General features: G+C 52.2%; 35 protein-coding genes and 1 pseudogene. 9 read left to right on the top strand and 27 right to left on the bottom strand.

Features of this window, described 5'->3' with window-relative positions; translation table 11 throughout:
• A partial coding sequence (locus HX773_RS25810) for a hypothetical protein (protein WP_218168297.1) occupies positions 1-278 on the top strand: 278 nt, incomplete at its 5' end.
• A 1,268-nt stretch (positions 279-1,546) separates the two neighbouring features.
• Here the strand turns inward: HX773_RS25810 and HX773_RS19235 are convergent.
• The gene (locus tag HX773_RS19235) at positions 1,547-2,401 is read right to left on the bottom strand and encodes a MurR/RpiR family transcriptional regulator (protein ID WP_176972861.1); all 855 of its coding nucleotides are present in this window, start codon (positions 2,399-2,401) and stop codon (positions 1,547-1,549) included.
• Between the two features lie 372 nt (positions 2,402-2,773).
• On the opposite strand from HX773_RS19235, the gene zwf reads away from it, so the two are divergent.
• Both zwf and HX773_RS19225 read left to right on the top strand, forming a co-directional pair.
• On the top strand, positions 2,774-4,249 hold the full coding sequence (gene zwf, locus HX773_RS19230; RefSeq protein WP_036650196.1) for a glucose-6-phosphate dehydrogenase: 1,476 nt from the start codon (positions 2,774-2,776) through the stop codon (positions 4,247-4,249).
• A gap of 187 nt (positions 4,250-4,436) precedes the next feature.
• Entirely contained in the window at positions 4,437-5,078 is a 642-nt protein-coding gene (locus tag HX773_RS19225; protein WP_176972860.1) for a bifunctional 4-hydroxy-2-oxoglutarate aldolase/2-dehydro-3-deoxy-phosphogluconate aldolase, read from the top strand.
• A gap of 140 nt (positions 5,079-5,218) precedes the next feature.
• Here the strand turns inward: HX773_RS19225 and purT are convergent, their stop codons facing one another.
• Positions 5,219-6,397 (bottom strand): formate-dependent phosphoribosylglycinamide formyltransferase, encoded by a 1,179-nt coding sequence (gene purT / locus HX773_RS19220; protein ID WP_176972859.1) that lies wholly within the window; start codon positions 6,395-6,397, stop codon positions 5,219-5,221.
• Between the two features lie 161 nt (positions 6,398-6,558).
• Here purT and HX773_RS19215 point away from each other — a divergent pair, with 161 nt between their 5' ends.
• The gene (locus HX773_RS19215; protein WP_176972858.1) at positions 6,559-7,200 is read left to right on the top strand and encodes a tellurite resistance TerB family protein; all 642 of its coding nucleotides are present in this window, start codon (positions 6,559-6,561) and stop codon (positions 7,198-7,200) included.
• A gap of 139 nt (positions 7,201-7,339) precedes the next feature.
• A complete protein-coding gene (locus HX773_RS19210; RefSeq protein WP_176972857.1) occupies positions 7,340-9,403 on the top strand; it encodes a S9 family peptidase in 2,064 nt (687 codons plus the stop codon).
• Here the strand turns inward: HX773_RS19210 and exoX are convergent.
• Positions 9,397-10,065: an exodeoxyribonuclease X gene (gene exoX, locus HX773_RS19205; protein WP_008110459.1), complete on the bottom strand. Its 669-nt coding sequence runs from the start codon at positions 10,063-10,065 to the stop codon at positions 9,397-9,399. The two genes, HX773_RS19210 and exoX, sit on opposite strands and share 7 nt — an antisense overlap.
• A 3-nt stretch (positions 10,066-10,068) precedes the next feature.
• On the bottom strand, positions 10,069-10,299 hold the full coding sequence (locus HX773_RS19200) for a DNA polymerase III subunit theta (RefSeq protein ID WP_008110458.1): 231 nt from the start codon (positions 10,297-10,299) through the stop codon (positions 10,069-10,071).
• Between the two features lie 153 nt (positions 10,300-10,452).
• Between HX773_RS19200 and copC the strand changes: the two genes are divergently transcribed.
• Genes copC through HX773_RS19185 form a run of 3 tightly spaced genes read left to right on the top strand, consistent with a single transcriptional unit; the run spans position 10,453 to position 12,096 of the window.
• Entirely contained in the window at positions 10,453-10,830 is a 378-nt protein-coding gene (gene copC / locus HX773_RS19195) for a copper homeostasis periplasmic binding protein CopC (RefSeq protein ID WP_110866302.1), read from the top strand.
• Between the two features lie 3 nt (positions 10,831-10,833).
• Positions 10,834-11,715, top strand: coding sequence for a copper homeostasis membrane protein CopD (copD, locus tag HX773_RS19190; protein ID WP_176972856.1), 882 nt, complete (start codon positions 10,834-10,836; stop codon positions 11,713-11,715).
• A 33-nt stretch (positions 11,716-11,748) separates the two neighbouring features.
• The gene (locus tag HX773_RS19185) at positions 11,749-12,096 is read left to right on the top strand and encodes a YebY family protein (RefSeq protein ID WP_061718597.1); all 348 of its coding nucleotides are present in this window, start codon (positions 11,749-11,751) and stop codon (positions 12,094-12,096) included.
• 321 nt (positions 12,097-12,417) lie between these two features.
• Here HX773_RS19185 and HX773_RS19180 read toward each other — a convergent pair whose 3' ends face one another.
• The 18 genes and pseudogenes from HX773_RS19180 to HX773_RS19100 all read right to left on the bottom strand — a co-directional run bounded on the left by HX773_RS19180 (position 12,418) and on the right by HX773_RS19100 (position 20,579).
• The gene (locus tag HX773_RS19180) at positions 12,418-13,503 is read right to left on the bottom strand and encodes a tyrosine-type recombinase/integrase (protein ID WP_176972855.1); all 1,086 of its coding nucleotides are present in this window, start codon (positions 13,501-13,503) and stop codon (positions 12,418-12,420) included.
• On the bottom strand, positions 13,472-13,744 hold the full coding sequence (locus HX773_RS19175; RefSeq protein WP_176972854.1) for an excisionase: 273 nt from the start codon (positions 13,742-13,744) through the stop codon (positions 13,472-13,474). The genes HX773_RS19180 and HX773_RS19175 overlap by 32 nt, the downstream gene beginning before the upstream one ends.
• A gap of 223 nt (positions 13,745-13,967) precedes the next feature.
• Complete coding sequence (locus HX773_RS19170) at positions 13,968-14,192, bottom strand: hypothetical protein (RefSeq protein WP_176972853.1); 225 nt, start codon at positions 14,190-14,192, stop codon at positions 13,968-13,970.
• Positions 14,189-14,401, bottom strand: a complete 213-nt coding sequence (locus HX773_RS19165) for a hypothetical protein (protein WP_176972852.1) — start codon at positions 14,399-14,401, stop codon at positions 14,189-14,191. The genes HX773_RS19170 and HX773_RS19165 overlap by 4 nt, the downstream gene beginning before the upstream one ends.
• A gap of 31 nt (positions 14,402-14,432) precedes the next feature.
• Complete coding sequence (locus HX773_RS19160; RefSeq protein ID WP_370463619.1) at positions 14,433-14,750, bottom strand: hypothetical protein; 318 nt, start codon at positions 14,748-14,750, stop codon at positions 14,433-14,435.
• A 3-nt stretch (positions 14,751-14,753) separates the two neighbouring features.
• Positions 14,754-14,993 (bottom strand): annotated as a pseudogene (locus HX773_RS19155) (DNA polymerase III subunit theta).
• Positions 14,994-15,029: 36 nt separating this feature from the next.
• Positions 15,030-15,584, bottom strand: coding sequence for a DUF551 domain-containing protein (locus tag HX773_RS19150; protein WP_176972851.1), 555 nt, complete (start codon positions 15,582-15,584; stop codon positions 15,030-15,032).
• Positions 15,581-15,862, bottom strand: coding sequence for a hypothetical protein (locus tag HX773_RS19145; protein WP_176972850.1), 282 nt, complete (start codon positions 15,860-15,862; stop codon positions 15,581-15,583). Before HX773_RS19145 ends, HX773_RS19150 begins: the two co-directional genes overlap by 4 nt.
• Positions 15,855-16,085: a hypothetical protein gene (locus HX773_RS19140; RefSeq protein ID WP_176972849.1), complete on the bottom strand. Its 231-nt coding sequence runs from the start codon at positions 16,083-16,085 to the stop codon at positions 15,855-15,857. The genes HX773_RS19145 and HX773_RS19140 overlap by 8 nt, the downstream gene beginning before the upstream one ends.
• A 12-nt stretch (positions 16,086-16,097) precedes the next feature.
• Positions 16,098-16,493, bottom strand: coding sequence for a hypothetical protein (locus tag HX773_RS19135; RefSeq protein WP_176972848.1), 396 nt, complete (start codon positions 16,491-16,493; stop codon positions 16,098-16,100).
• A 2-nt stretch (positions 16,494-16,495) separates the two neighbouring features.
• A complete protein-coding gene (locus HX773_RS19130) occupies positions 16,496-17,176 on the bottom strand; it encodes a lambda exonuclease family protein (protein ID WP_176972847.1) in 681 nt (226 codons plus the stop codon).
• Positions 17,173-18,021 carry a phage recombination protein Bet gene (bet, locus tag HX773_RS19125; RefSeq protein ID WP_176972846.1) on the bottom strand — a complete coding sequence of 283 codons (849 nt, stop codon included), beginning with the start codon at positions 18,019-18,021 and terminating at the stop codon, positions 17,173-17,175. Before bet ends, HX773_RS19130 begins: the two co-directional genes overlap by 4 nt.
• Positions 18,021-18,326 carry a hypothetical protein gene (locus tag HX773_RS19120; protein WP_176972845.1) on the bottom strand — a complete coding sequence of 102 codons (306 nt, stop codon included), beginning with the start codon at positions 18,324-18,326 and terminating at the stop codon, positions 18,021-18,023. Before HX773_RS19120 ends, bet begins: the two co-directional genes overlap by 1 nt.
• Positions 18,323-18,457, bottom strand: coding sequence for a hypothetical protein (locus HX773_RS25990; protein WP_255351274.1), 135 nt, complete (start codon positions 18,455-18,457; stop codon positions 18,323-18,325). Before HX773_RS25990 ends, HX773_RS19120 begins: the two co-directional genes overlap by 4 nt.
• Positions 18,454-18,561, bottom strand: a complete 108-nt coding sequence (locus HX773_RS19115; RefSeq protein WP_370463620.1) for a protease FtsH-inhibitory lysogeny factor CIII — start codon at positions 18,559-18,561, stop codon at positions 18,454-18,456. The genes HX773_RS25990 and HX773_RS19115 overlap by 4 nt, the downstream gene beginning before the upstream one ends.
• 66 nt (positions 18,562-18,627) lie before the next feature.
• Entirely contained in the window at positions 18,628-19,599 is a 972-nt protein-coding gene (locus HX773_RS19110; protein ID WP_176972843.1) for a hypothetical protein, read from the bottom strand.
• Positions 19,600-19,699: 100 nt separating this feature from the next.
• Positions 19,700-20,191: an HNH endonuclease signature motif containing protein gene (locus tag HX773_RS19105; protein ID WP_176972842.1), complete on the bottom strand. Its 492-nt coding sequence runs from the start codon at positions 20,189-20,191 to the stop codon at positions 19,700-19,702.
• 145 nt (positions 20,192-20,336) lie between these two features.
• On the bottom strand, positions 20,337-20,579 hold the full coding sequence (locus HX773_RS19100) for a hypothetical protein (protein WP_176972841.1): 243 nt from the start codon (positions 20,577-20,579) through the stop codon (positions 20,337-20,339).
• A 93-nt stretch (positions 20,580-20,672) separates the two neighbouring features.
• On the opposite strand from HX773_RS19100, the gene HX773_RS19095 reads away from it, so the two are divergent.
• Entirely contained in the window at positions 20,673-20,798 is a 126-nt protein-coding gene (locus HX773_RS19095; protein WP_072930066.1) for a DUF2256 domain-containing protein, read from the top strand.
• Between the two features lie 13 nt (positions 20,799-20,811).
• Here HX773_RS19095 and HX773_RS19090 read toward each other — a convergent pair whose 3' ends face one another.
• The 5 genes from HX773_RS19090 to HX773_RS19070 form a co-directional block, all read right to left on the bottom strand.
• Complete coding sequence (locus HX773_RS19090; protein ID WP_176972840.1) at positions 20,812-21,111, bottom strand: hypothetical protein; 300 nt, start codon at positions 21,109-21,111, stop codon at positions 20,812-20,814.
• Between the two features lie 125 nt (positions 21,112-21,236).
• Positions 21,237-21,533 (bottom strand): hypothetical protein, encoded by a 297-nt coding sequence (locus tag HX773_RS19085; protein ID WP_176972839.1) that lies wholly within the window; start codon positions 21,531-21,533, stop codon positions 21,237-21,239.
• Between the two features lie 54 nt (positions 21,534-21,587).
• A complete protein-coding gene (locus HX773_RS19080; RefSeq protein WP_176972838.1) occupies positions 21,588-22,160 on the bottom strand; it encodes a hypothetical protein in 573 nt (190 codons plus the stop codon).
• 93 nt (positions 22,161-22,253) lie between these two features.
• Positions 22,254-22,469 carry a hypothetical protein gene (locus HX773_RS19075; RefSeq protein ID WP_218168296.1) on the bottom strand — a complete coding sequence of 72 codons (216 nt, stop codon included), beginning with the start codon at positions 22,467-22,469 and terminating at the stop codon, positions 22,254-22,256.
• A 7-nt stretch (positions 22,470-22,476) separates the two neighbouring features.
• Complete coding sequence (locus tag HX773_RS19070) at positions 22,477-22,725, bottom strand: hypothetical protein (protein WP_176972837.1); 249 nt, start codon at positions 22,723-22,725, stop codon at positions 22,477-22,479.
• Between the last annotated feature and the right edge of the window lie 211 nt (positions 22,726-22,936).

Here is a 22,936-nt window from a genome sequence, read left to right as displayed (position 1 = left end):
AGTTTTTGTTGACCGCTACACTGCTGCACCTGTTGCATCCATTCCGGGTATTACCAAGTAAGCAACTCAAGAGGCTCAAGGTTAGCTGCTCGCCAGCTCACAGCGGGCCTCTTCATGATGCCTATTTAATCAATTACGGCAACACTACAAGGATTCTGCGTGAACTCCTTAGGGTCTGCCCATCAGAATCCAAGGAGGACTCTCTCTATGAATCGTTACATTATCCCAATCACAAGGCGGATGATGCCCTTACTGAGGTCATTAGGCTTCTCTCGTGACCATCTGCGCAGGGCCTTTATGGCTCCTGAGGACACCACTAAGGTCCATGCTGTGCGCTGCTTTAATCTTGTTGCTAATGGGTTATCTAAGCGAGTCTCTGGGATGAGCCCGTCTGAATATGATGATTACCTTAGCTTTGCCTTGTGGTGCGCCCTGAGCGGACCTAAGGACCCTGTATGACCCTCATAGGATTGCTCATCACAATCATACAGTTCGTCATAGCATGGCTGAATGGTCGCAAGGGATGTCAGTCATATTAAACCTTGAGTGTCAACTGTGTTTTCTAAAATCATCACTATAGGGAGAGGCTTAGTCTTCCCTCAAATATCCCAGAGTGAATCTCAATTGGCTGACGTATGAACATCCTAATGAGCTTTACCAAACGGCTATCCGATGGAAAGGAGAGACTTACAGATTGACTTCTGTGAGCACTGTAAGAATACCAAGGCTATCTGACTGGATAGCATAGAGCGGAGATTGAGGCCATCCGTTGACCATAGAAGACCCGAGGGGGCGACTGTGGAAACTCTATGATTCTTACAGGAGGCCGGAAGTCATCCCAGAGTGAAAACTCATTGACTTCTATATGAACATACCCTTAAGAGGTTCCCCACTGCCGTGGGTGCTCATGGCTTATCAGACCATGATTATCATCTAACAAGATAGAACCTTAAGGCATAAAGACTCTTCAAGCCCTCACCAAGCCATACTCTAATGGACTCCTGAGGCTATCCTGAGCGGTCCTCATTAAGCTCCTGTTTATGGAAGGGTGATTATCAATATCAACCCTAATCATAAGGGTCATTAGTAGCCTAAAAGCTTTGGTCATTGGGTATACATTTAGGCTTCCAAGTGATGATGTTAATGAATCGTTATGGTCTCTTTAAGAATCCGCTATAAAAATCTGAGAGGGTATCTCAATATTCATTCCTGAGTATTTACCCCCGTAGGCCCGCTGTGAGCTGGTCTGAAGGTCTTTATTTTAGCGTTACGTTATAACATAAAGGTGGGGCTCAAGAGTCTATGGGTGACAGTGGGGTGACACAAAGGTGACACAAGAAGTGGCACAAAGGGCTTGCCTTATGTGCTCTGAGAGCCTTATTCTGTGGGTCCTCACTAAGATTATCCCTCTGCTCAGTCCTTCTGAGACGTCTGGACATGAAGGACTCCGTTAGCAAAGTATCGTGTCGCTCTCAAGTGACACGTAGTGTTCATCTATTCTATATGATCGATGGGCTGTGATTCGACTCACATTGTGAATGTGATGTTAATTATTTTCCTGCGCCTGTTTCTCCAGGCGTGAATCTTTCAGCGCTTCTTTCACCCGTTTCAAATTTTCACGGAAAGCGGCGCCGCGCTCAAGGGTAAACCCTGTCGCCAGAACATCAATCACGGTTAATTGTGCGAGGCGGGAAACCATTGGCAGGTAGATATCGGTATCTTCGGGTACGTCGAGCGTCAAAGCCAGCGTGGCTTCCGCCGCCAGCGGGGAACCCGGAGAAGTGATAGCCAGCACAGTGGAAGCGTTTACACGCGCCAGGCGAGCCAGTTCTACCATATTTTTGGTGCGACCAGTATGTGAGATGAGAACAAACACATCGTTTGGACCACTATTTATGCAACTCATGCGCTGGATCACAATATCCTCTGACCAGATGACCGGCAGATTAAATCGCAAAAATTTATTGGTGGCGTCATGTGCCACCACGGCGGAGGCACCAAGGCCAAAAAAGGCAATTTTATGCGCGTTTGACAGCGCCTGAACCGCCTGACGAATCACCTGTGAGTTGAGTTGCTGGCGGACGCGGCTGAGGCCGGCTAATGCGGAATCAAAAATTTTGTGGCTATAACTTTCCACACTGTCATTTTCTTCCACATCGCGGCTCACCCAATTCGGGCTTTTGACCAGGCTCTGCGCGAGTTGCAATTTGAAGTCAGGGAAGCCGCGCGTGCCCATACGATGGCAGAAGCGATTCACCGTCGGTTCGCTGACGTCAGCGGCGCGAGCCAGCGTGGCGATGCTGGAGTGCATCGCCTGTTGCGGCGCGGCAAGAATCTGCTCTGCGACTTTACGTTCTGATTTGCTTAACGCATCGAGTTGCGCCTGAATCTGTTCCAGCATGGTTTAACCTAATGAGCGTCAATCACTTTTCCGCGTTCATCAATCAATGAAATCGCTGCCAATTCACAAGAATATACCGTGTAATAGCCCCTCGCACGCAGCGGAGGACAAATGTAAACGCGAATTTTTTGCGATACTTTGATCGCTGACGTGTTTTGCCACGACAAATATCGAAACAGAAAATGTGCTCAAATGGCACGCTACAACACACGTAACACCTTTATTACGTTCACAGTTAACGCCAGCAAAACGCTGCGTCCGGGTTGTCCTGGACCCGCTAAAAACGTACATTGTGCTGTAAGAAAATTACAATAAGGACCCGGCGTGATGAGAACGCTCAAGCCGGGTATATCCTGCAACGAGGAGAGGAAAATGGCGGTTACACAAACAGCCCAGGCATGCGATCTGGTGATTTTCGGTGCCAAAGGCGATCTTGCGCGCCGTAAACTGTTGCCATCACTGTATCAGCTGGAAAAAGCCGGTCAGATTCATGAAACCACTCGCATTATTGGCGTGGGTCGCGCGGATTGGGATAAAGCCGCGTATACCAAAGTGGTACGTGAAGCGCTGGAAACCTTCATGAAAGAGAAGATCGATGAAGCGCTGTGGGACACCCTCAGCAGCCGTCTCGACTTCTGTAACCTCGACGTAAATGACACCTCGCATTTCACCAAACTGGGCAAAATGCTTGACCAGAAAAACCGTGTCACCATTAACTACTTCGCCATGCCGCCAAGCACCTTTGGCGCGATTTGTGACGGTCTGGGCGCCGCCAAGCTGAACGCCAAACCGGCACGCGTGGTGATGGAAAAGCCGCTCGGCACCTCATTGGAAACCTCGCAAGAGATCAATGACAGCGTCGGCAAATATTTTGAAGAAGGCCAGGTTTTCCGTATTGACCACTATCTCGGTAAAGAGACGGTGCTCAACCTGCTGGCGCTGCGTTTTGCCAACTCCATCTTCGTCAACAATTGGGATAACCGCACCATCGATCACGTGCAGATCACCGTGGCGGAAGAGGTGGGCATCGAAGGCCGTTGGGGTTACTTCGACAAAGCCGGCCAGATGCGTGACATGATCCAGAACCACCTGTTGCAGATCCTCACCATGATTGCCATGTCGCCGCCGTCCGATCTGAGCGCAGATGCAATTCGTGATGAGAAAGTGAAAGTGCTGCGCTCACTGCGCCGTATCGATCAAACCAATGTGCGCGAAAAAACCGTACGTGGTCAGTACACCGCCGGCTTTGTGCAGGGCAAGAAAGTGCCAGGTTATCTGGAAGAAGAGGGCGCTAACAAGCAGAGCGCCACGGAAAGCTTCGTTGCTATCCGCGTGGATATCGATAACTGGCGTTGGGCTGGCGTGCCGTTCTATCTGCGTACCGGCAAGCGCTTGCCAACTAAATGCTCTGAAGTGGTGGTGTACTTCAAAAATCCTGAGATGAACCTGTTTAAGGATTCGTATGCTGAACTGCCGCAGAACAAGCTGACCATTCGTCTGCAGCCGGACGAAGGCGTGGATATCGAAATCCTGAACAAAGTGCCGGGACTCGACCACAAGCATAAACTGCAAACCACCAAGCTGGATCTGAGCTACTCCGAAACCTTCAACCAGTCGCATCTGGCCGATGCATACGAACGTCTGCTGCTGGAAACCATGCGCGGCATTCAGGCGCTGTTTGTGCGTCGTGATGAAGTTGAAGCGGCGTGGGGCTGGGTGGATTCGATCATTGATGCCTGGAACGCCGATGCCGAAGCGCCGAAGCCGTATCAGGCGGGGACATGGGGACCGGTTGCCTCTGTCGCGATGATTACCCGCGATGGCCGTTCCTGGAACGAGTTCGAATAAAGACCTAATGCTGAGCCCGCCAAATGTGCGGGCTTTTTTTCGTCCAAAATTCATTTTTCTTAAAAGTGAACCTGAGTTTCAAAAAATTTTGATATCCGATGGACGCCGCTCCAGCCGATCTTGTATGGTAGAGCCCAATTATTGACAGCGTGGCTGTACGCCGGGCTGATGCAACTAAGGAAACGTGATGAAAAACTGGAAAACAAGTGCTGAACAGATCCTGAAAACTGGCCCGGTCGTGCCGGTCATCGTGGTGAACAAGCTGGAACACGCCGTGCCGATGGCGAAAGCGCTGGTGGCTGGCGGTGTGCGCGTGCTGGAAGTTACGCTGCGGACGCCGGTGGCGATGGACGCGCTGCGTGCAATGATTAAAGAAGTACCGGAAGCGATTGTCGGTGCGGGCACGGTGATCAATACCCAGCAATTGAAAGAAGTGACAGACGCCGGTGCGCAGTTTGTCATCAGCCCAGGATTGACGGAATCGCTGCTGAAAGCCGCGGTTGAAGGTCCGGTGCCATTAATTCCAGGTATCAGCACGGTTTCAGAACTGATGACCGGCATGGATTACGGCCTGCGTGAGTTCAAATTCTTCCCGGCGGAAGCCAATGGTGGCGTGAAAGCATTATCAGCGATTGGCGGTCCATTCCCGCAGGTGCGTTTCTGCCCAACCGGCGGCATCTCGCCAGCCAACTACCGTGACTATCTGGCGCTGAAAAGCGTGCTGTGCATTGGCGGTTCGTGGCTGGTACCGAATGATGCGCTGGAAAGTGGTGACTGGGATCGTATTACACGTCTGGCGCGTGAAGCGGTTGAAGGCGCTCGCGTATAACGGTGTTTATCGGTCGCCATAAATGGCGACCCTACGGTAATGTGGCGGTTTTTTTGTAGGGTGCGCATTCATGCGCACCTTCATACATCTGCAATTTATTGCTTAATTGAGCGGCATAACGCCATTAATGGCGAGCACACTTAACCTTCAACTTTCACCGCTGCCGCACTGCCCACGGCGCGCGCGATAGCGTCATCGGTGTTTTCACCGGTTGCCAAAGCCACACCCAAACGGCGCTGACCGGCGATTTCCGGCTTACCAAACAGGCGCAGCTGCAATCCAGCACCCAGCGCGGCTTCGATATTCCCGAACACGACGTTCTGGCTATTCAGCTCAGGCAAAATCACTGCCGACGCGGCGGGACCGTATTGACGAATGCCGCCAATTGGCAGACCGAGGAAGGCACGCACATGCAGCGCGAACTCGGAGAGATCCTGCGAGATCAGCGTGACCATGCCGGTATCATGCGGACGCGGCGACACTTCGCTGAACACCACTTCATCACCACACACGAACAGCTCCACGCCAAACAAGCCGTATCCACCGAGTGCTTTCACCACGTTAGCGGCGATATCCTGCGCGCGTTGCAACGCCAGTTCACTCATCTGCTGCGGCTGCCAGGATTCACGATAATCGCCATCTTCCTGACGATGACCAATCGGCGCACAGAAGTGAATGCCATCTACCGCGCTGATGGTCAGCAGGGTGATTTCGAAATCAAACTTCACCACGCCTTCAACGATCACGCGGCCCGCACCGGCACGTCCGCCTTGCTGCGCATAATCCCAGGCTTTGTCCAGCTGGCTGGCTTCGCGAATAAAGCTCTGGCCTTTACCGGATGAGCTCATCACCGGCTTAACGATGCACGGGAATCCAATCGTCTCAGCCGCGGCCACAAAATTCTCTTTGCTGTCAGCAAACTGGTAAGTCGAGGTCGGTAACGACAACTCTTCCGCCGCCAGACGGCGAATGCCTTCGCGGTTCATGGTCAGACGTGCGGCGCGTGCAGTCGGCACCACTTTCTGACCTTGCGCTTCCAGCTCCAGCAGTTTTTCGGTGGCGATGGCTTCAATTTCTGGCACCACGAAGTGCGGCTTTTCCTGAGCAATCAGTGCGGCCAGCGCGTCGCCGTCCAGCATGTTGATCACATAGCTGCGATGCGCCACGTGCATCGCCGGGGCATCGGCGTAACGATCCACCGCGATCACTTCCACACCAAGACGCTGGCACTCGAGTGCCACTTCTTTGCCTAATTCGCCTGAACCTAACAGCATGACACGCGTAGCGGCAGGGCGCAGCGCGGTTCCAAGAGTCGTCATAATTTCACCTTAGCAGTCAAAATGCGCGCGCAGTATAAACGAAAACGTTTGCGTACTCACGCTTTCGCCACGATCAGGTTTGCCATACTTTTCCCGCTCTGACGTTAACTGACACAGCCTGCGGCAGCATGGAGAACGGAAAATTAAACAGGAGTTAAACGATGAGCAATTGGTTGCAGCAAATTCAATCGGTGCTGGCGAAAAAGGGCGGTAACGGAAAGTCGGGCGGCTTGAGTGACATGCTGGCACCCGGCGCATTGGGCGGACTGGCGGGATTCCTGGTCGGCAGCAAATCCACGCGTAAGCTACTGACCAAATATGGTGGCAAAGCCTTGCTGTTGGGCGGCGGCGCGGCGGCGGGCGCACTGCTGTGGAGCAAGTACAAACAGCGCATACGTGAAACCCATCAGGACGATGCGGGCTTCGGCCAGTTGCAAACGCCGATGGATCAACGCGCAGAGCGGCTAGTCACGGCGCTGGTGTTCGCGGCGAAAAGTGATGGTCATATTGACGATCAAGAGCGTGCCGCAATTGAGCAAAACATCCAGCAGGCCGGCTACGGCGCACAAGCCGAAGCGCTGATTCAGCAGGCGATGAATCGCCCGCTCGATCCCAACTGGCTGGCCGCCGATGTCAAAAACGAAGAAGAGGCGCTGGAACTCTATTTCCTCAGCTGCGCAGCCATTGATGTCGACCACTTTATGGAGCGCAGCTATCTCTCCGCGCTCGGCGATGCGCTGAAAATTCCCCAGGATGTGCGCGACGGTATCCAGCGCGATATCGACGCGGAAAAAGCCGCCTAATCCCGTTCGAAGGTTGCATCCGCAGCCTTCGCTTTTCATGTTTGGCTTACCCTGCGTAAAGTGATGCTGCGTGCAGCTTGGCATCGCGCACGATTAGTGCCACGCTTGCTGAATGTTGTCCTTCAGGGAGAAGAGCCTAATGAATCAGCCACACGCGAAAAAAATTCCCCATGCCATGAAGCTGCACGGTGAAACGCGCATCGATAATTATCACTGGTTACGTGATGACGACCGCGAAAATCCAGAGGTGCTGGCCCATCTGCACGCCGAGAATGATTACGGCCGTGCGATGATGGCGTCGCAGAATCCGCTGCAGGAACGGGTGCTGAAAGAGATCGTCGACCGTATTCCGCCGCAGGATCACTCGGTGCCCTATGCGAAAAACGGTTATCGCTATCAAAGCCGCTATGAAGTGGGCAATGAGTATCCGGCTTATTTCCGTCAGCCAGTAGACGCGCCAGCTGATGAGCCGTGGCAGCTGTTGCTTGATGGTAACCAACGCGCCGCGCACAGTGATTTTTACACCATGGGCGCGCTGGCGATTACGCCGGACAATCAGGTGATGGCCTTAGCGGAAGACTTCCTGTCGCGCCGCCAATACGGCATTCGCTTCCGTAATCTGCAGAGCGGCAGCTGGTATCCGGAAGTGCTGACTAATGCGTCATCCAGCGTGGCCTGGGCCAACGATTCCCGCACGCTCTATTACGTGCGTAAGCATCCGAAAACGCTGCTGGCGTATCAGGTGTGGCGTCATGAACTGGGACATCCGCAATCTGACGATCAGCTGGTGTATGAAGAGAATGATGACTCTTTCCACCTCAGCGTGCACAAAACCACTTCCGAGCACTTCATTCTGATTGCGTTGTACAGCACCAACACCAGCGAGATTTTGCTGATCGATGCCGAATATCCGGATGCGCAGCCACAAACCTTTTGTCCGCGTCGCCGCGACCACGAATACAGCATCGATCACTACAATCATCAGTTCTACATCCGTTCAAATCGTGACGGCAAAAATTTCGGCCTCTATCGCAGCGCGTGGCTGGCAGAAGCGCGCTGGCAATCGCTGATCCCGGCGCGTGACAACGTGGTGCTGGAAGATTTCCAGCTGTTCCGCCATTGGCTGGTAGTCGAAGAGCGTCAGCACGGCGTCAACACCTTGCGGCAGATAAACTGGGAGAGCGGCGAAAGCTTTGGTATCGCCTTCGACGATCCCGCCTATGTCACCTGGCTTGCCTACAATCCTTCGCCGGAAAGCGACACCTTGCGCTACGGCTACTCTTCAATGACCACGCCGACCACCTTGTTTGAACTGAACATGGAAACCGGCGATCGTCGCGTGCTGAAGCGCACGCCGGTGCCGGGCTTCAAATCTGAGGATTACAAAAGCGAGCATCTGTGGATCACGGTGCGCGATGGGACCGAAGTTCCGGTTTCGCTGGTCTATCACCACAAGCATTTCCAGCGCGGCAACAATCCGTTGCTGGTGTACGGTTACGGCGCTTACGGCAGCAGCATGGATGCCAGCTTTGGCACCAGCCGCATCAGCTTGCTGGAGCGCGGCTTTGTCTACGCGATAATTCACGTGCGCGGCGGCGGCGAGCTCGGCCAGCAATGGTATGACGGTGGCCGCCTGAAGAATAAAATTAACAGCTTCACTGATTTTATTGATGTCACCGAAGCGCTGGTGGCGAAAGGTTACGGTCATCGGCAGCAACTCTACGCAATGGGCGGCAGCGCAGGAGGACTACTGATGGGCGGCGTGGTGAACATGGCACCGGATCTGTTCCACGGCGTGGTGGCGCAGGTGCCGTTTGTCGATGTGGTGACGACGATGCTCGATCCGACGATTCCGCTGACCACCGGCGAATACGATGAGTGGGGCAATCCCGAACAGGCGGAGTTCTATCACACCATTCGCCAATACAGCCCGTATGACAACATCGAGGCCAAAGCCTATCCGCATTTGCTGGTCACCACCGGCCTGCACGATTCGCAGGTGCAGTATTGGGAACCGGCTAAGTGGGTGGCGAAACTGCGCGAGCTGAAAACCAACGATTCGCTGCTGTTGCTTTGCACCGAGATGGATTCTGGCCACGGCGGCAAATCGGGGCGTTTCAAAGCGTATGAAGGTGTGGCGCAGGAGTTCACCTTTCTGATCGGCCTGGCGCAGGGCAGCTTACCAGACCGCGTCGATTACTGATCGCTCTTCACGTACTTGCGCAGCGCCTGCCTTAACGGTGGGCGCAAATCGCGCACATTTTCCAGCACCCAACGCAGATAGCCGGGATCTTTCCGCGCAATGCTGCCAATACTCTGACCGCGATATTTGCCGAACGGGAATACATCGCCGCTCACGGGCGCGGGCTGGCATAAATTCGCCATCTGCTCGGCGTTCCAGCCGGAGGTTTCCATAATGCGGATCAGCAGCGCAGCGGTAACGTAGCAGTCATACAATGCGCGGTGCGCGTGCAGTTCGGCCGGTGGTGTGACATCCAGCTTCAGGCTGTGGCGCAGTGCCTGATTGCCATATTTAATGCCTGGCCACAGCTGACGCGCCAGCGTCATGGTGCAGATCCATTCGCCCGGCATAGTGGGCAACATGCGGCGATCAAAACTGGCGTTGTGCGCCACGTAATGCGGACTGCCATGATAGCGGCCAATCGCTTCTTCGATAGTGGGTTTGCCCACCACCATCGCTTCCGTAATGCGATGTACCGCCATCGCCTGACGACTGATTGGGCGATCCGGGCAGATTAAGTCGCTCATCGGATTGACGATCTGGCCATCAATGACATCCACCGATGCCACTTCCACCACGCCGCCCTGCAGGCCGCAGGTTTCGGTATCAATAACACGTAACATAAATTACTTCTGCTTAGGTTCGTAGGGCAGGCGCGACAGGCTAAGCGAAGCCTGGCGATAGTTCATTAAGCGCTGACGAAACCAGTCACGCAGCGCTTCGGGTTGCTCGCGTTCAACCATTTCGGCAATCACCGGCATATTGTAGCGCTCTTTAAATGCAACGCCCGCGGCGGCCAGATCGACATTGACTTTGTCTTTCTCTTCCTGCGAGAGCAGGGCAAGGTTTTGGCTCATGCTTTTCTCCTGATAAACAGGGGCAAAAGTAATGGTTTCGGACCCTGGGATCAAGCGGATTGGATCGCACCGCAAGTCTCGACACCTGCGGATCGGCGGCGTATCCTGCTGCCACGTTTGCGGTGGTTTGCCGCATTTAAAAGGGAAGAAGTCATGAAGAAAACTGCGTTCAACTCTGTCGTCGCGCTACTTCTGGCGTCATCAACGCTGGCCTTCAGCCAGGTTGCCATGGCGCATGCTCACCTGAAAACCCCGGTCCCAGCCGACAAAGCGGTGGTGGAAACCTCCCCGCAGAATTTAACGCTGACCTTTACCGAAGATGTTGAAGCGGCATTCAGTGGCGTGGATGTGCTCAATGCACAACATCAACCGGTAGCCGTCGGGAAAGCCAAACTCAACGATAAACAACACGATCAGCTGATTGTGCCGATCAGCCAGCCGCTGCCGTCGGGCAACTATCAGGTGAACTGGCATGTGCTGTCCGTTGATGGGCATAAAACCAAAGGTAGCTACACCTTCAGCGTGAAGTGACTGATGAGTTTGAGCACGTTGTGGATTGGCCTGCGGGCGCTGCATTTTATGTCGGTGCTGCTGCTCGCCGGTAGCGCCTTCTATACCGCGCTGCTGGCGCCGCGCCGCTATCGTCCGCTGCTATCACAGCGTTTAGGTTTAATTTTACATACCAGCGCGCTGTTGAGTTTGTTCAGCGCCCTGTTGATGCTGGCAACGCAAACCGGCTTGATGAGCGGCGACTGGCGAAATGTCAGTGATAGCGCAACCTGGCAGGCGGTTCTCAGCACGCGCTTCGGCCAGGTTTGGCGTTGGGAAATCGCTTTCGCACTGCTGAGCACGTTGGCGCTACTGCTGCGTGGCACACTGCGGCAAAATCTGCTGCTGTGCAGCGGCCTGTTGCAGTTGGTGGCTCTAGCCGGTGTTGGCCACGCCGCGATGCGCGATGGCTGGCCCGGATTGCTGCAACAAGGCAATCACGCGCTGCATTTGATTGCGGCTGCATTCTGGGCGGGCGGATTACTGCCGCTGTTATTGCTGATGCGTGAAGCGCGGCAGATTGCTTTTCGCACCGATGCGATTCGCTGCATGATGCGCTTCTCGCGTTACGGCCACCTGGCGGTGGCGCTCGCGCTGCTGACGGGCATCATAAATAGCGTGCTGATTGCCGGTTCGCCGTTGCATTGGCAAGCCACGCCGTGGAGCGAGCTGCTGGTGGTGAAAGTGCTGCTGGTCATGCTGATGATCGCTATTGCGCTGACCAATCGCTATCTGCTGGTGCCGCGCTTTCGCCTGGCAGCCAGTAACGCAGCGCATCTGTTTATTCGCCTGACGCAGCTTGAGCTGCTGCTGGCCATTATTGTAATTGGGTTGGTGAGCGTGTTTGCCACGCTGTCACCGGCCTGAATGTGTCATTCAAGAAGATGAAATGAGGTCGATATTTTGCTGAAGAAACTGATTCCAGCTTGCGTATTGATGGCGCTGTGCAGCCAGGCGATGGCGGCACAGATTATTACCGTCAGCCGTTTTGAGATTGGAAAAGACAAATGGCCCTTCACCCGCGAAGAGGTGATGTTGACCTGCGAGAAAGACGGCGCGCTGTTCGCGATTAATCCGGGCACTTTGTTGCAGTATCCGCTCAACGATAAAGCCTTTGCGCGCAAAACTGCCGGGCAGGGCACGCTGCAATCCATCGATACCATCGTCGCGGTTGATAAAGCCCATCCAGGCCAAAAAATGAGTCTGCAGCCGATCATCGATCGCGCCCAGCAACTGTGCGGTAAGTAATCCCCCTTATTTTTCAGGCGTAGCGCACATTTCTGCCGCTACGCTTGCTTCTTCGATCTGTCTGCACGATCACAGAGTTGTCACCTTTCGCGACCAAACCGCACGATTGGCTGGAAAACCAGCAATCCTGGTCTACCTTTAAATGGCAAGGCGTCCTCGCCTGCAAAAATGCCAACTTTTAGCGCACGGCTCTCAAAGAGCCATTTCCCTGGACCGAATATAGGAATCGTATTCGGTCTTTTTTTATGTGTTTGATTTATAACGAAATATAATCACTCGTCCGAAAATGTCCGAATTTTGTCCGAAAATATGATATCCGGTTTAAATCATCACGTATTCCTGACCGCGCGAATCTAAATACTTTTTGGTCATCGACATGTTTTTATGTCCGAGCAACCTTTGAGCGAAATCCTCTCCATTTTCTACGGCATAAAGCCGACTTGCAAGGCTTCTGATTTCGTGAAAAGAGGGCGGGTTATTGCCGAACTGTATGCCGCTTAATTCCCTCGCTTCAGCAAAAGCACTTGTGATGGCGTCTGGCATAACTGGACCCGGCTTCCTTCCTCCTTTCCTCACCGATGAATAAATGATGTGATCGGATGGGTTGCCTGCCCGGCATTTCTCAATGACGCCTTCCAGGTTGATTCCAACTGCTTGCAATGTCAGAGTTAATGGAACGGCTAACATATGGCCGGTCTTGCCTTGAGTAATGAAAAGCCGATCCTCCCGAACGTCGCTGAACGTCATCCGTGAGATATCTTCGCGTCGCTGCCCTGTCAATAATGCGAGGTTCATCGCCGACCCCAGCCAGCCACCAATCTCTTCAGCAGCAGACCTTATTGCAATGAACTGCTCGATTGTCATCCTCTCTCGCTTAACTTCTGGCGCTGGCGTCTTGGTGGGTTCCGCTGGATTGCGATCAATCACACCTTCAACGACAGCCTCTCGAAAAACGTCCAACAGCAATGATCGGAGTGCAACCGCCATGCTTCTCTTTCCACATTCGACATACGTTTCAAGGAATACGGCTATGTCTCTGGTAGTGATGGCCTCGATAGCTTTGCGGCCGAACTCATGCTGAAGGGTGGATAGTTGGTTGGATCGGATTTTCATGGTGTTAGGCTTGAGCTGCCGTCGCTCCAGAATGACACTGTAACGCTCCAGCCATTTGCTAAAGGTAAATGTGGGCGCCTCCTTCAATCTGTCGAGAAGTGCGGATGGAAGGTAGTTTTCCTCAATATAGCTGTTGGCTTCGATCGCCTGCGATACTGCCTCCCTGCGCGATATGCGTCCCAGCGAGAGCTCCTGCCCCGTAACCGGATTTCGCCAGTAATAACTCTGTCTGGTTTTGCGGTATGTCAGGTTCCTTGGCAGATTAGCGTCGTACCGTTCCGGCCTGTTCGACATGTTTTAACTTCTCCAGCAGAGACCCCTTTCTGGGTGGTTTTTGATGTGCGGGTTTTCGAACCATTTTGCTTTTGCGTGGATCGACATAAATCGAGTCCGGCTCAAGCATGTACTCTCTGCCGTGCAATTCGGGGCATGGGTAAATTCTACCCTCACGCACCCAGCGGCGGAGTGTTGAAAGAGAAGGTGGCTTTGAGTAAGTCACATTTGCCCACTCAAGCAGATTAATTAGCTTTGCCATTTTACCTCCGGAACGTTTTACCAGGTTTTGAGCGCAAATTAACGCAAGTTTTCATGATGTCGGTATATAGCAACAATCCCACCCAATCAGAGCAAATGTGAACATATAGCCACACTCACTCCTTAGGTGGTTTGCCGAGGATAAAAGCGATGATTACTGCAGCGAGAAGGCTGAAATCGATGATGACCTCAGCCGGGGTGATGTCTTCGCAGGTGGTGGTCATTCACTGCCTCAACTCCTTTTCAATCTGACGCACGTAGTGAACCAGCCAGGCTTTGGGCCGGAACGTATTTGGCGGCAGGCAGTTTATGGTTTTGGCGTGTTTATCAAGAAGTGTGGTGATGATGCGGTCGTGCTCTGATTTGGGCTTGCCGTCAATGGCGGTGAGTATTTCCGTTCTGCACTTACGCGCTACGGCCCTTAACGCGTTTTCAGTCTGCGGCGTCATGCCACCTTTCTGTGCTGCTGAGCCCGCTCAATGCGCTCATAATCATCTTTGCATTCAGGGCAGCAGAAGAAGCCCTTATCCACTTTCTCGCCGCAGTAATGGCAGGCGCCGGTGAACGTCATGCTCGGCCTTTCTCTGTTGGCCAGCGCTATCTCAATCATTCTCTGCTCAAGTTCTGCTGCTTCATCTATCGGATCTGGATGTGTCATTTCGGTTTCCTATAGGCAATAAAAAACCGCCTCAGTGGGCGGCTTCTGCGGTTTTCTTAGCTTCATGCCTTCTTCGTATTTCAATCATCCTGATGTAAAAGTCATACAACTCTTTGCGCATGCTGTGTTTCATTTCATCAGGTAGCGGCTCTTGCAATTTCATCCAGGCATCTAATTGAGGCTTGCACTTCACATAAGCTTCATCAACTACCTTCTGTGCCGGGATATCTGACGTTATGTAGGGTATCGTGTGATCATTCAAGCAACGAACCTCTGGAGTATAAAAGGCTTGATCGCCCGCAATAGCAGCACCCGATACCGTAATCATTGATATTAAAATCCATTTCACAGCTTACTTATCCTCCTTCATATATACCGGGTCCGATCCCCGTGGAAATTTCATCGACTCCTGTCGGTAAAACTTTAACCTATCCTGAAAGTATTCTCGCCACTGCACCGGCTGCTGCATCTCAACTTCCATAGCGATAACCGGCAGATTCATACGCTCTTTGAATGCAACTCCTGACGCTGCTTAATCGACGTTTATCTTGTCGCGCTCTTCTCTGCTGCGTGCTGCTAAGTTGTGTGACATGGCGAATCCTCCTGGATGGAGTATATCGCTATGGTGTCAGAGGGGAAGTGCTGGAGGTTCAGGAAGCAACATCCAGTGAGTGATGTCGGGCGGGGCGGTTCTGTACGTATCCGTTACTAGCTCGCCGCAATCGTAATGCATTGTCCATATGACGCCGTCAGCATCGATACCAAGGCAAAGAGTGTCATCATCAGGCATCCGCTCGCTACATTTCACCCACTCTGCACCACCTGTGGCACATATAGGCTCTATTGGTGCTGTGTGTGGGGCGGAGGGTGCTGCATCCGCTAGGATTGACCTGACTGCGTTGAATGCTGGAGTAACAAACTCCACGTCCTCCGGGCAAACGGCGTCAAGGTTGTTAAGCGTGTCGCCCATGAATTCCATCGCCTGCAAAGCCAGATTTAGAGATCGCCTAGCATCATCAGGCAACTTCAAAGCCGGGCTTGCAGGTTGGGTGAGTGCTGCAAGTTGCTCCGCCAAGCCCCGAATGTCGTTGATAAATTTCTGCGCACTCTCATCGGTGGCTGCATGACGAACATCGACGCACGTCAGGCAAATGCGGTCGATTAATTGCTCTTCGGTCATCATGATGTCACTCCGTTCAGGCTGATTCGCTCGAATCCATTGTTTGAGATAAGCATTGGACCGCCTTCGTCGTCGTAGATGACACTATTGCGCCCATCGGTCCATGCGATTTTGCATTTCATGCACTGGTTTTTGCTTCGGTCTGTAAAGCGAACATAAACCCAGTTACTCGCGCTAAGACTCGCCAGCGCCACTCTCGCCATATCCACCACCCAATCCAGATGGTCTTGCGGATTGGCGATAAAGTCTTCGCAATGTGCTTTTAGTTGCTGGTTAGTCATGGGTGGCTCCCTTGCTGATGATTTCCAGCCCATCGCTCAACTGGACACAAACACGTTCACCTTTGTCATCATCAGGAATAGTGATGAAGCTTTCCGGGTTAAGGTTTTGTATCGATGAGTAAGCCATATATTCCTTACCGATTGTCATGTCTCTCATGCAGTCTCGGGCCATTTCATCTTCGCTTTTTCTGGTGTACTTAACTAAAAGTGGATAACGTTTCATCACTCTTTCCCCTCATTCGCCAACCGGGTACAGGCCAGCGTCGATTAATCTGGCGCGGCGCTGTGCCGCCTCTGTGTTTATGCGCTGACTGTCATCTGTCGCCATGCCGAAAGCTCGCCATGAAACGACGATCGCCTTCGGGTTCTTTTGCGTTGTGCGCTTGGTGCTGACCAGCGTGTAGGTGTAGTCGGTGCAGGCATCGACCGGCACCGGGTTGCTGGCGGCAATTACCGCCGTCTCACCGCGCAGGCATCCACGCATCAGGCTATTGAACTGACCGAGCGACATATGAAAAAGGGCGCTTAATTCGCGCCCTGTCATTGGATTTTTACTGAGTTGCCACACGACCTTTTCTTTAAAGCCGCTGTTCGGATGTTGGTTGCGGCGGTAGTGGGGTTGTTTGAGCATGTCTATCTCCATTGGTCGCCGAAAGTGAATCCGATTTCAGCCAGCGCCAAATCCATCTTTTCGATGAAGTCAGGCACGTGCGTATCAAATTCAGCCATGAATTTTTCATCGCGCTCTACAACGACGTGGTGAATGCCTTCGCGCTTCATGCGCGGGTCGTAGTTAGCGAAGAACCATGCATCCTTGCCGGTTACCCACATGCTGTATTGAACCTGTGCCATGTATGCGGACTTGATGGCATCGAAGCCACCCAGGCGGAATTTAACGAAGTCGCGGGAGGTGAAAGGGCACTTCAGTTCGAGACCAAAATCATTACTGCAAAGGCCATCAGGCGAGCAGGCTGTGCGCAGTGAGTCGTCCCTATAGATGATCGGCGCTTCCGTTACCTGCACGCCTGAAGTGAATTCAAACAGCGTCCTTGCATCCATTTCGTGCTGCTTACCCCATGCCAAGGCTTTGGCATTAACCTCTGGCGAAACGCCGGTGCAGACTTCAGCAATCAGTGTATGGAAATATGATTTTTTCATGTCACTCCAAGCCGTGCCGCTGCGGGGCTTAGATATGACATTCGATACTTCAGAAGCAGTAATAACCCCAAGGCGAAGACGCATCCAATCCTCTCCGCCTTGCTCAACGCTGCGCACGTCTATCCCTGTGCGCTCCAAAATTATTTCGGGCGTCATGCAGCCTCCGGTGCGCGTTTCTGAAGAAAGTTATAACCCTTCTGTGCTTCCTCTTCGGTTAGCTGGCTGGCTTCGTAAATATCACGCTTGAAGATGGTGCGACACAGGGGCAGGAAGTCGTTATCCCAATCCTTATCGAGCTTCATCAGGAGGTCATTGATAGACTGCAGGGTGTCACCGCTTGCCATTAACGCTTGTGATTCCTGCGCCCGTTGTGGTGAGACATCTCGGATGTCACTAACCTCCAGTGTCTTTCCTTCCATCTCTTCTGCGGTAGGTTGCTGACCTATCTCCGGCCAAGCCTTGCGCAATGCCTGTGCCTCAGCACATTTAGCAAGTTGTCCATATGGACGCTTCTTCCACATCGCGTTTGGTGCTGTGGTGTCGCGGCCGCCGGTGGCGTAGTTCTCGATCCAGTATTCTTTTGCGCTGAACTCAACGATTTCACCGCTGGGCATGCGCTTGCTGACGGTGTATTTGCACCACTGAGGATATGTAACTTCGACGCCATTAAGTGTCTGAGTTACGTCAGGTCCAAACTCTGGCTCATGAGCGCCAGCGTAATCACCGGAACGGTCGGCTTGGATGCGATAAAGGCCGATTCCAGGCATGACAACATCACGCCACTCATTTTTACCGCTCTTTTGGTCCTTAACGCTCATCGGCACCAGATGAACCGGTTTTAACAGTGGGTCCAATTGACGGGCCCGGCAGTAATCCAGCGCCATCATCACTGATTCTTCTTTCGCTCCCGGATAGATGCTGTTCTTCAGGGCGCTCCACGTCGCAATATCAATCCCTTTTTCGGCAAGAACTGACGCCGTTACTGCTATTTCGTTGCTCATCAGGCCACCTTGTTAACCAAAATATTAACGCTCCGATCGCACTCACCTGCGAAAACCAATAGGTCACGGAGAACTTCATCAAATTTGATGTGCCAGTCATCGTTACTGTCGAGAACGGAAATTGCCGCCTGTGAGCAGTGCTGGCTCAGCATTACCTGCGCCGCCATCATCAGCGGGTTGACGTGATGTTTCTTCATCCAGTCATCGACTTCTTCAGCGACATGCTCGCGCTCTTCAACCGGAAGCGCCTCAACGATGCGTAGCACTTCGGCTTTGTCTTTCGCACTTAACGTGAATCGGCTCATTTCCGCTCCGGCATGCCGAGCATTCTCAGCATCTGGTTGATGAATGGATAATCTTGAGTGCGCTCTAACATGCGCTGGCGCTCAAGCTCTTCCTGCTGCTTCTGATACTGCTTGGTCTGCTGCTGGCTCATGGCTGCCCCGGCTGATTTAAAGTGTCCATAAGTGAGCGCCAGCCAGAACGAATACGGCTAACGATGCGGTCTAATTGAGACGTGTTTAAACTGAAGTCACCCATGTGGGTGGCCCCAGCGACGGCGTAAGTCTGCATGGGTGATTCCTTGGTGTTGGTTAAGTGGTTAAATCAGTAGGTGATGCGGATTGCCGTTACTTCGCCTTTGGCGATGGCAGTGATTACAGCAATTGCCTGCTCTTCGGTAAGGCCGGCAGAAGCGATAAGGTTGGCTTTCGCCTGATTGTTGATGTTCTTGCGATGCTGCACATTGGCGGCGCGTCGGGCATTCTCGTCGGCGATGCGTTTCTCTTCAGCCAGGCGGGCAGCTTCTTTGGCGTCATTCTCGCGTTTAATGCGATCTGCTTGTTCGCGGGCTTTCCGCTGCTCTTCCTCAATGGCTTCCTGCTTCTCTTGCTCCAGGCGCTGCTCATTAGCAATGCGATCGCGCTTTTCTTGCTCTGCGCGATCCTGCAATTCACGCTCTCGGCGCGCAGCCTCATCGCGCTCACGTTGCTGCTTTTGTTCGGCTTCGATGCGCTCTTGCTCAATAGCCTGACGCTTAATCTCATCTTCATGGGCTATGCGCTGCCGCTCAGCTTCGGCTCTCGCTTCCTCGCGCTCGCGGTCAAAATCCTTATTCATAAGCAAAGCCAGCTCATGGTCAGATTCAAACTTCTCAGCTGCGGCTTTGTCATGCGCTGCATTCATCTCCAGCGCTTCAGCGTGCCAAGCGTTCATCTGTTCTTCTGCTGCGATCCGGTCTTGCTCAGCGTCCCACTCAGCGCGTGGCGCCAGAATCTTGTCTCGGATGGTGTCGCATTCACGGGTGAAACGGCGCAGCTCTTCTTCCGCTGGCTTAACGGCTTCTTTAAGCTGCTTCAGATACGCCCGACCCGGCTCTTCGATAGCTTTTTTGCTGGAGCCAACCATGCGGGCCAATGAACCGATGCGATCACGACCTTTCTTTGTCGTCACATCAGGAACCTCAGCGGCCAACTCGCGAATCTGGTCGAGATATGCATCTAGACCATTCGCTACATAAAGCGCCGGCGCTTGCTCAGGCTTAATTTCGAGTACTGCTAATTCCGTTGTTTCACTCATTTTCCTCTCCTGCGGGCATAGGAAATCCAAGCCAATGCGAAATTCGGCAGGTAGATATTCCTTTGAATGGGTTAGGTTGATATTGGTAGTTGATAAATATTTATTCGAACCTTTCTACGCCGAATAATATTCGTTTTGCTTGAGATGATTTGATTCCGAACCTCCTACCTATTTCAGCTTTGCTGGAAGAAGATTTCATATACATGTCAATCATCTGAGAGTTTCTTTTGACAAGCTCTTCATAATTACCCGGCTTTCGAGTTTTCGGGTGTAAGCCAGATGAGAAAGCATGCCTAATGTTGTCCTCTAGGCTGCACCACTCAAGGTTTTCAATAGAGTTGTTCAACTTGTTACCATCAATGTGATTTACCGTATTTTTCAAGGCATCATCATTCGGTATAAATTGCTCGGCAATTAATCTGTGAACTCTGTAGCTGTGAACCTTTTTGTTGCCAGCTTTAATGGTCAGGCGCTCATAACCAGCACTGTTGATATTTGTCTTTAATATCCGGCCAGTTTTAGTATTTATTACTTTCCCATCTTCTCTGATTGCATGAATGCCAGTGCAATCAGGGATAATAACCATCCTCATAGCAACCCCTTCAGATGAAAAAAACGGGCCGCATTGCGCAGCCCATAAGGATGTAACGTTCTATTTGTTGCTCAAGGGCTCGACTCTTAAGCGTTGGTGACTAGCACCGTCAGCCGCACTCAGTGAATACGGCTTGCGCTGCTACTCAGCATGAATATGGAAGCTTGATGTACTTGCGCTTTTTAAGTGGGAAGTAGAAGTTACCCGAATAGCAGTCTTCGCATGGATAGCTGCTCCATTGCTCAACCAGAACGTATGGCATGCCGTGAATGGTATCCTCTTGCTTTTCCAGTCCACGCTCATCTTTAAGTTCGACTATTCGCGGAAATTCGAAGTAGCAGTCATCGTAATACTCACGAACACGCTTGATGAATTGCACTAACTCCATCTCTCTCTCCTGTTGTTACTGGCCGCATCGTTGCGACCGCTCTAAATTCATCTAAAATAATCCCTCTGCATCACTTTCCAGATGAGGTGCGTTATGAAGAAAAGTGAACTCCCAACCAAAATCTGCACCGTGTGTGGACGGCCTTTCACATGGCGTAAAAAGTGGGAGAAGTGCTGGGATGAAGTGCGTAAGTGCTCGGAGCGATGCCGGAGGCAGTGAGAGCTGGCTTTGGTTACTGGCCCAGCGCCTTAGAAATAACAACATCGATACGTGCTGCCAACTCTTCGATTGGATTTAAGGAATTGGCATCAGCTTTTATTCCGGCTTGCCAGAATTGAGCCTGCGCACGCTTCAACGCCTCAAGCATGTGCGGGGCTGCTGCTATCAGCTTTGCGTTGAAATCGTTCTCTTCATGCGTTGTCTCTCGACCGCCAATACTTGCAATACACTCATCCTCATCATTGAGAATCAGCGTGCCGTTTGAGCCATAAAACGCACTCCATTCGCCAAGCGTCCCTCTAAACTCACTCATCTCATATCCTCTCTATCATCGCCAACCCCATCAGCAACACAGTCACTACCCAGCAGATAATGCAATCTTGTGTGCTCATGGTTTTGGCCTTTGTGTAGGTAAAAAGAAACCCGCTCGGGGGCGGGTTATTCGTCGTAATCTTCGTCGTCTTCTGATGCTCGACTCGTCAATGATTTGAAGGCTTCAAAGGCCGATGTTTGCCCCTCGAATTGCTCAGTAAAGTGGTCCGCTTGTTCCTGCTCAAAAGTATCAAGAGCCTTGTCCATCGCCTCATCGTTATCACCAAAGCCAAGGCTGATGGTCATCTCTGCGCCGGAGAACATGGTCGAAATGTTCAGCGCGGCGTCACCATCACTGTTCTCGCCTTTGCGTACCAAAATCTGACGACCGTGCGACTCAAAAACCTTTGCGAATCTTTCCATACTCACCTCTTATCAGTTCTGCTGCGTCCACGCTGTTTAGTGAACAGGTGGAAACTATTGTTTCTGCTCTAAAGCAGCCTGTTGTGTTTGGGCTGTCTGAATCACCATCTGAGCAAACTTATCTGACACGTTTTTGCGAATGCCGGCGTTCACAGCATTAGCGATCGCAGTGTCGATATCTTTCTGAAGCGGCTTAATCTTCTCTTGCACCACTTCTTCTATGCGGTTGCCCATCAAATATTTAACGAGGGGGATGCCGTTGTAGTCGTTGCTGAAATTGCCTCTGCTATCAACTTTCTTCTCAAGAGTCTTATCGAAACTGCGTTTAATTAGGTCGGTAATGGTCAGGCAGTCCTGAACATCGCCCCATTTATCCGTCACAGTGACTTCCTTCTCGAGCCAGTCATCGGCGAACTGAATTGCCTTTTGCTCAATCGCTTTCTTTGCAGCGGCAATCGACTCATTGATCGCTTGGTTGATTTGAGTTGATGCCTCTTTCTCAACTTTGGCGAGGCAGTCGCGAGAGATAGCATTCTTCACGCCGCTGATGATTTCATGCTTAACCTCGGCGTCTAAATCGCCATCTTCGCCAAGCCATTCCAAATCTACGGTGATATTCAGTTTCATGTGATTTCCTTAATCGATAATTTAATGGGCGCTGTTATCTAGCCGTCACGTTGTCTTTAGATTTCCGATAGCCAGCTGAAAAATAGCCGGCCGTTATGCTGAGCGCGGATCGGCAATCACCGACCAACCGGTGTTCTGCCATCCTTCGTTGCGATACCAACCATCCATGGAGCAGCCATCTTCAGCAAAAATCCGGCCGCTACGCATTTCAAACCACTCTTCGCGAGTGAAGTATTCATTGCGCACAACCTTGCCTTTCTCCATGGCTGCAATGGCTTCGCTCCATGACATAACCCTGTTATGGCTCATGCTTCCCTCACTTAACAATGTGAACCGCGTCTTTGCGGACAGTGCGGTATCCCGCGTTATAGATTGCGATTTCCGGCAAACAAACCCCTCCACCTTCCTGCTTATCACGCAGACTAGGGGAGGAGGTGGCGCGGGCTACGTTTAAGCTGCATCCCATCAGCGTGGTTACGATTCCGTTCTCAAAATGGCGCTCTGCTGCTTTCTTTGCGCGATGCTCAGCTGCGCGCTTTGCGTTGTAACGCTGCTTCGAATTCATTGTTTTTCTCCAGGTGAGTGCTTTGGTGATTGGATGGCCGGTAGTGATTCCCGGCAGGGCTTACTTATTTTCTCGGCCTCTATCAAGTCCACGGAAACCCGTGATTCGTGTATGTCGCCTTACTGATATGCCTACTTCACCTTGCCCCTACTGGCCGATTACCTACGCCTAAGCGGGCATCATTCTCCATCTACTCACAAGGTTGCAGCGC

It is taken from the genome of Pantoea sp. B9002 (assembly GCF_013385945.1).
GTDB lineage: Bacteria > Pseudomonadota > Gammaproteobacteria > Enterobacterales > Enterobacteriaceae > Pantoea.
The sequence above is the reverse complement of the archived record's forward strand: the minus strand, read 5'-3'. Positions and strand labels throughout refer to the sequence as shown.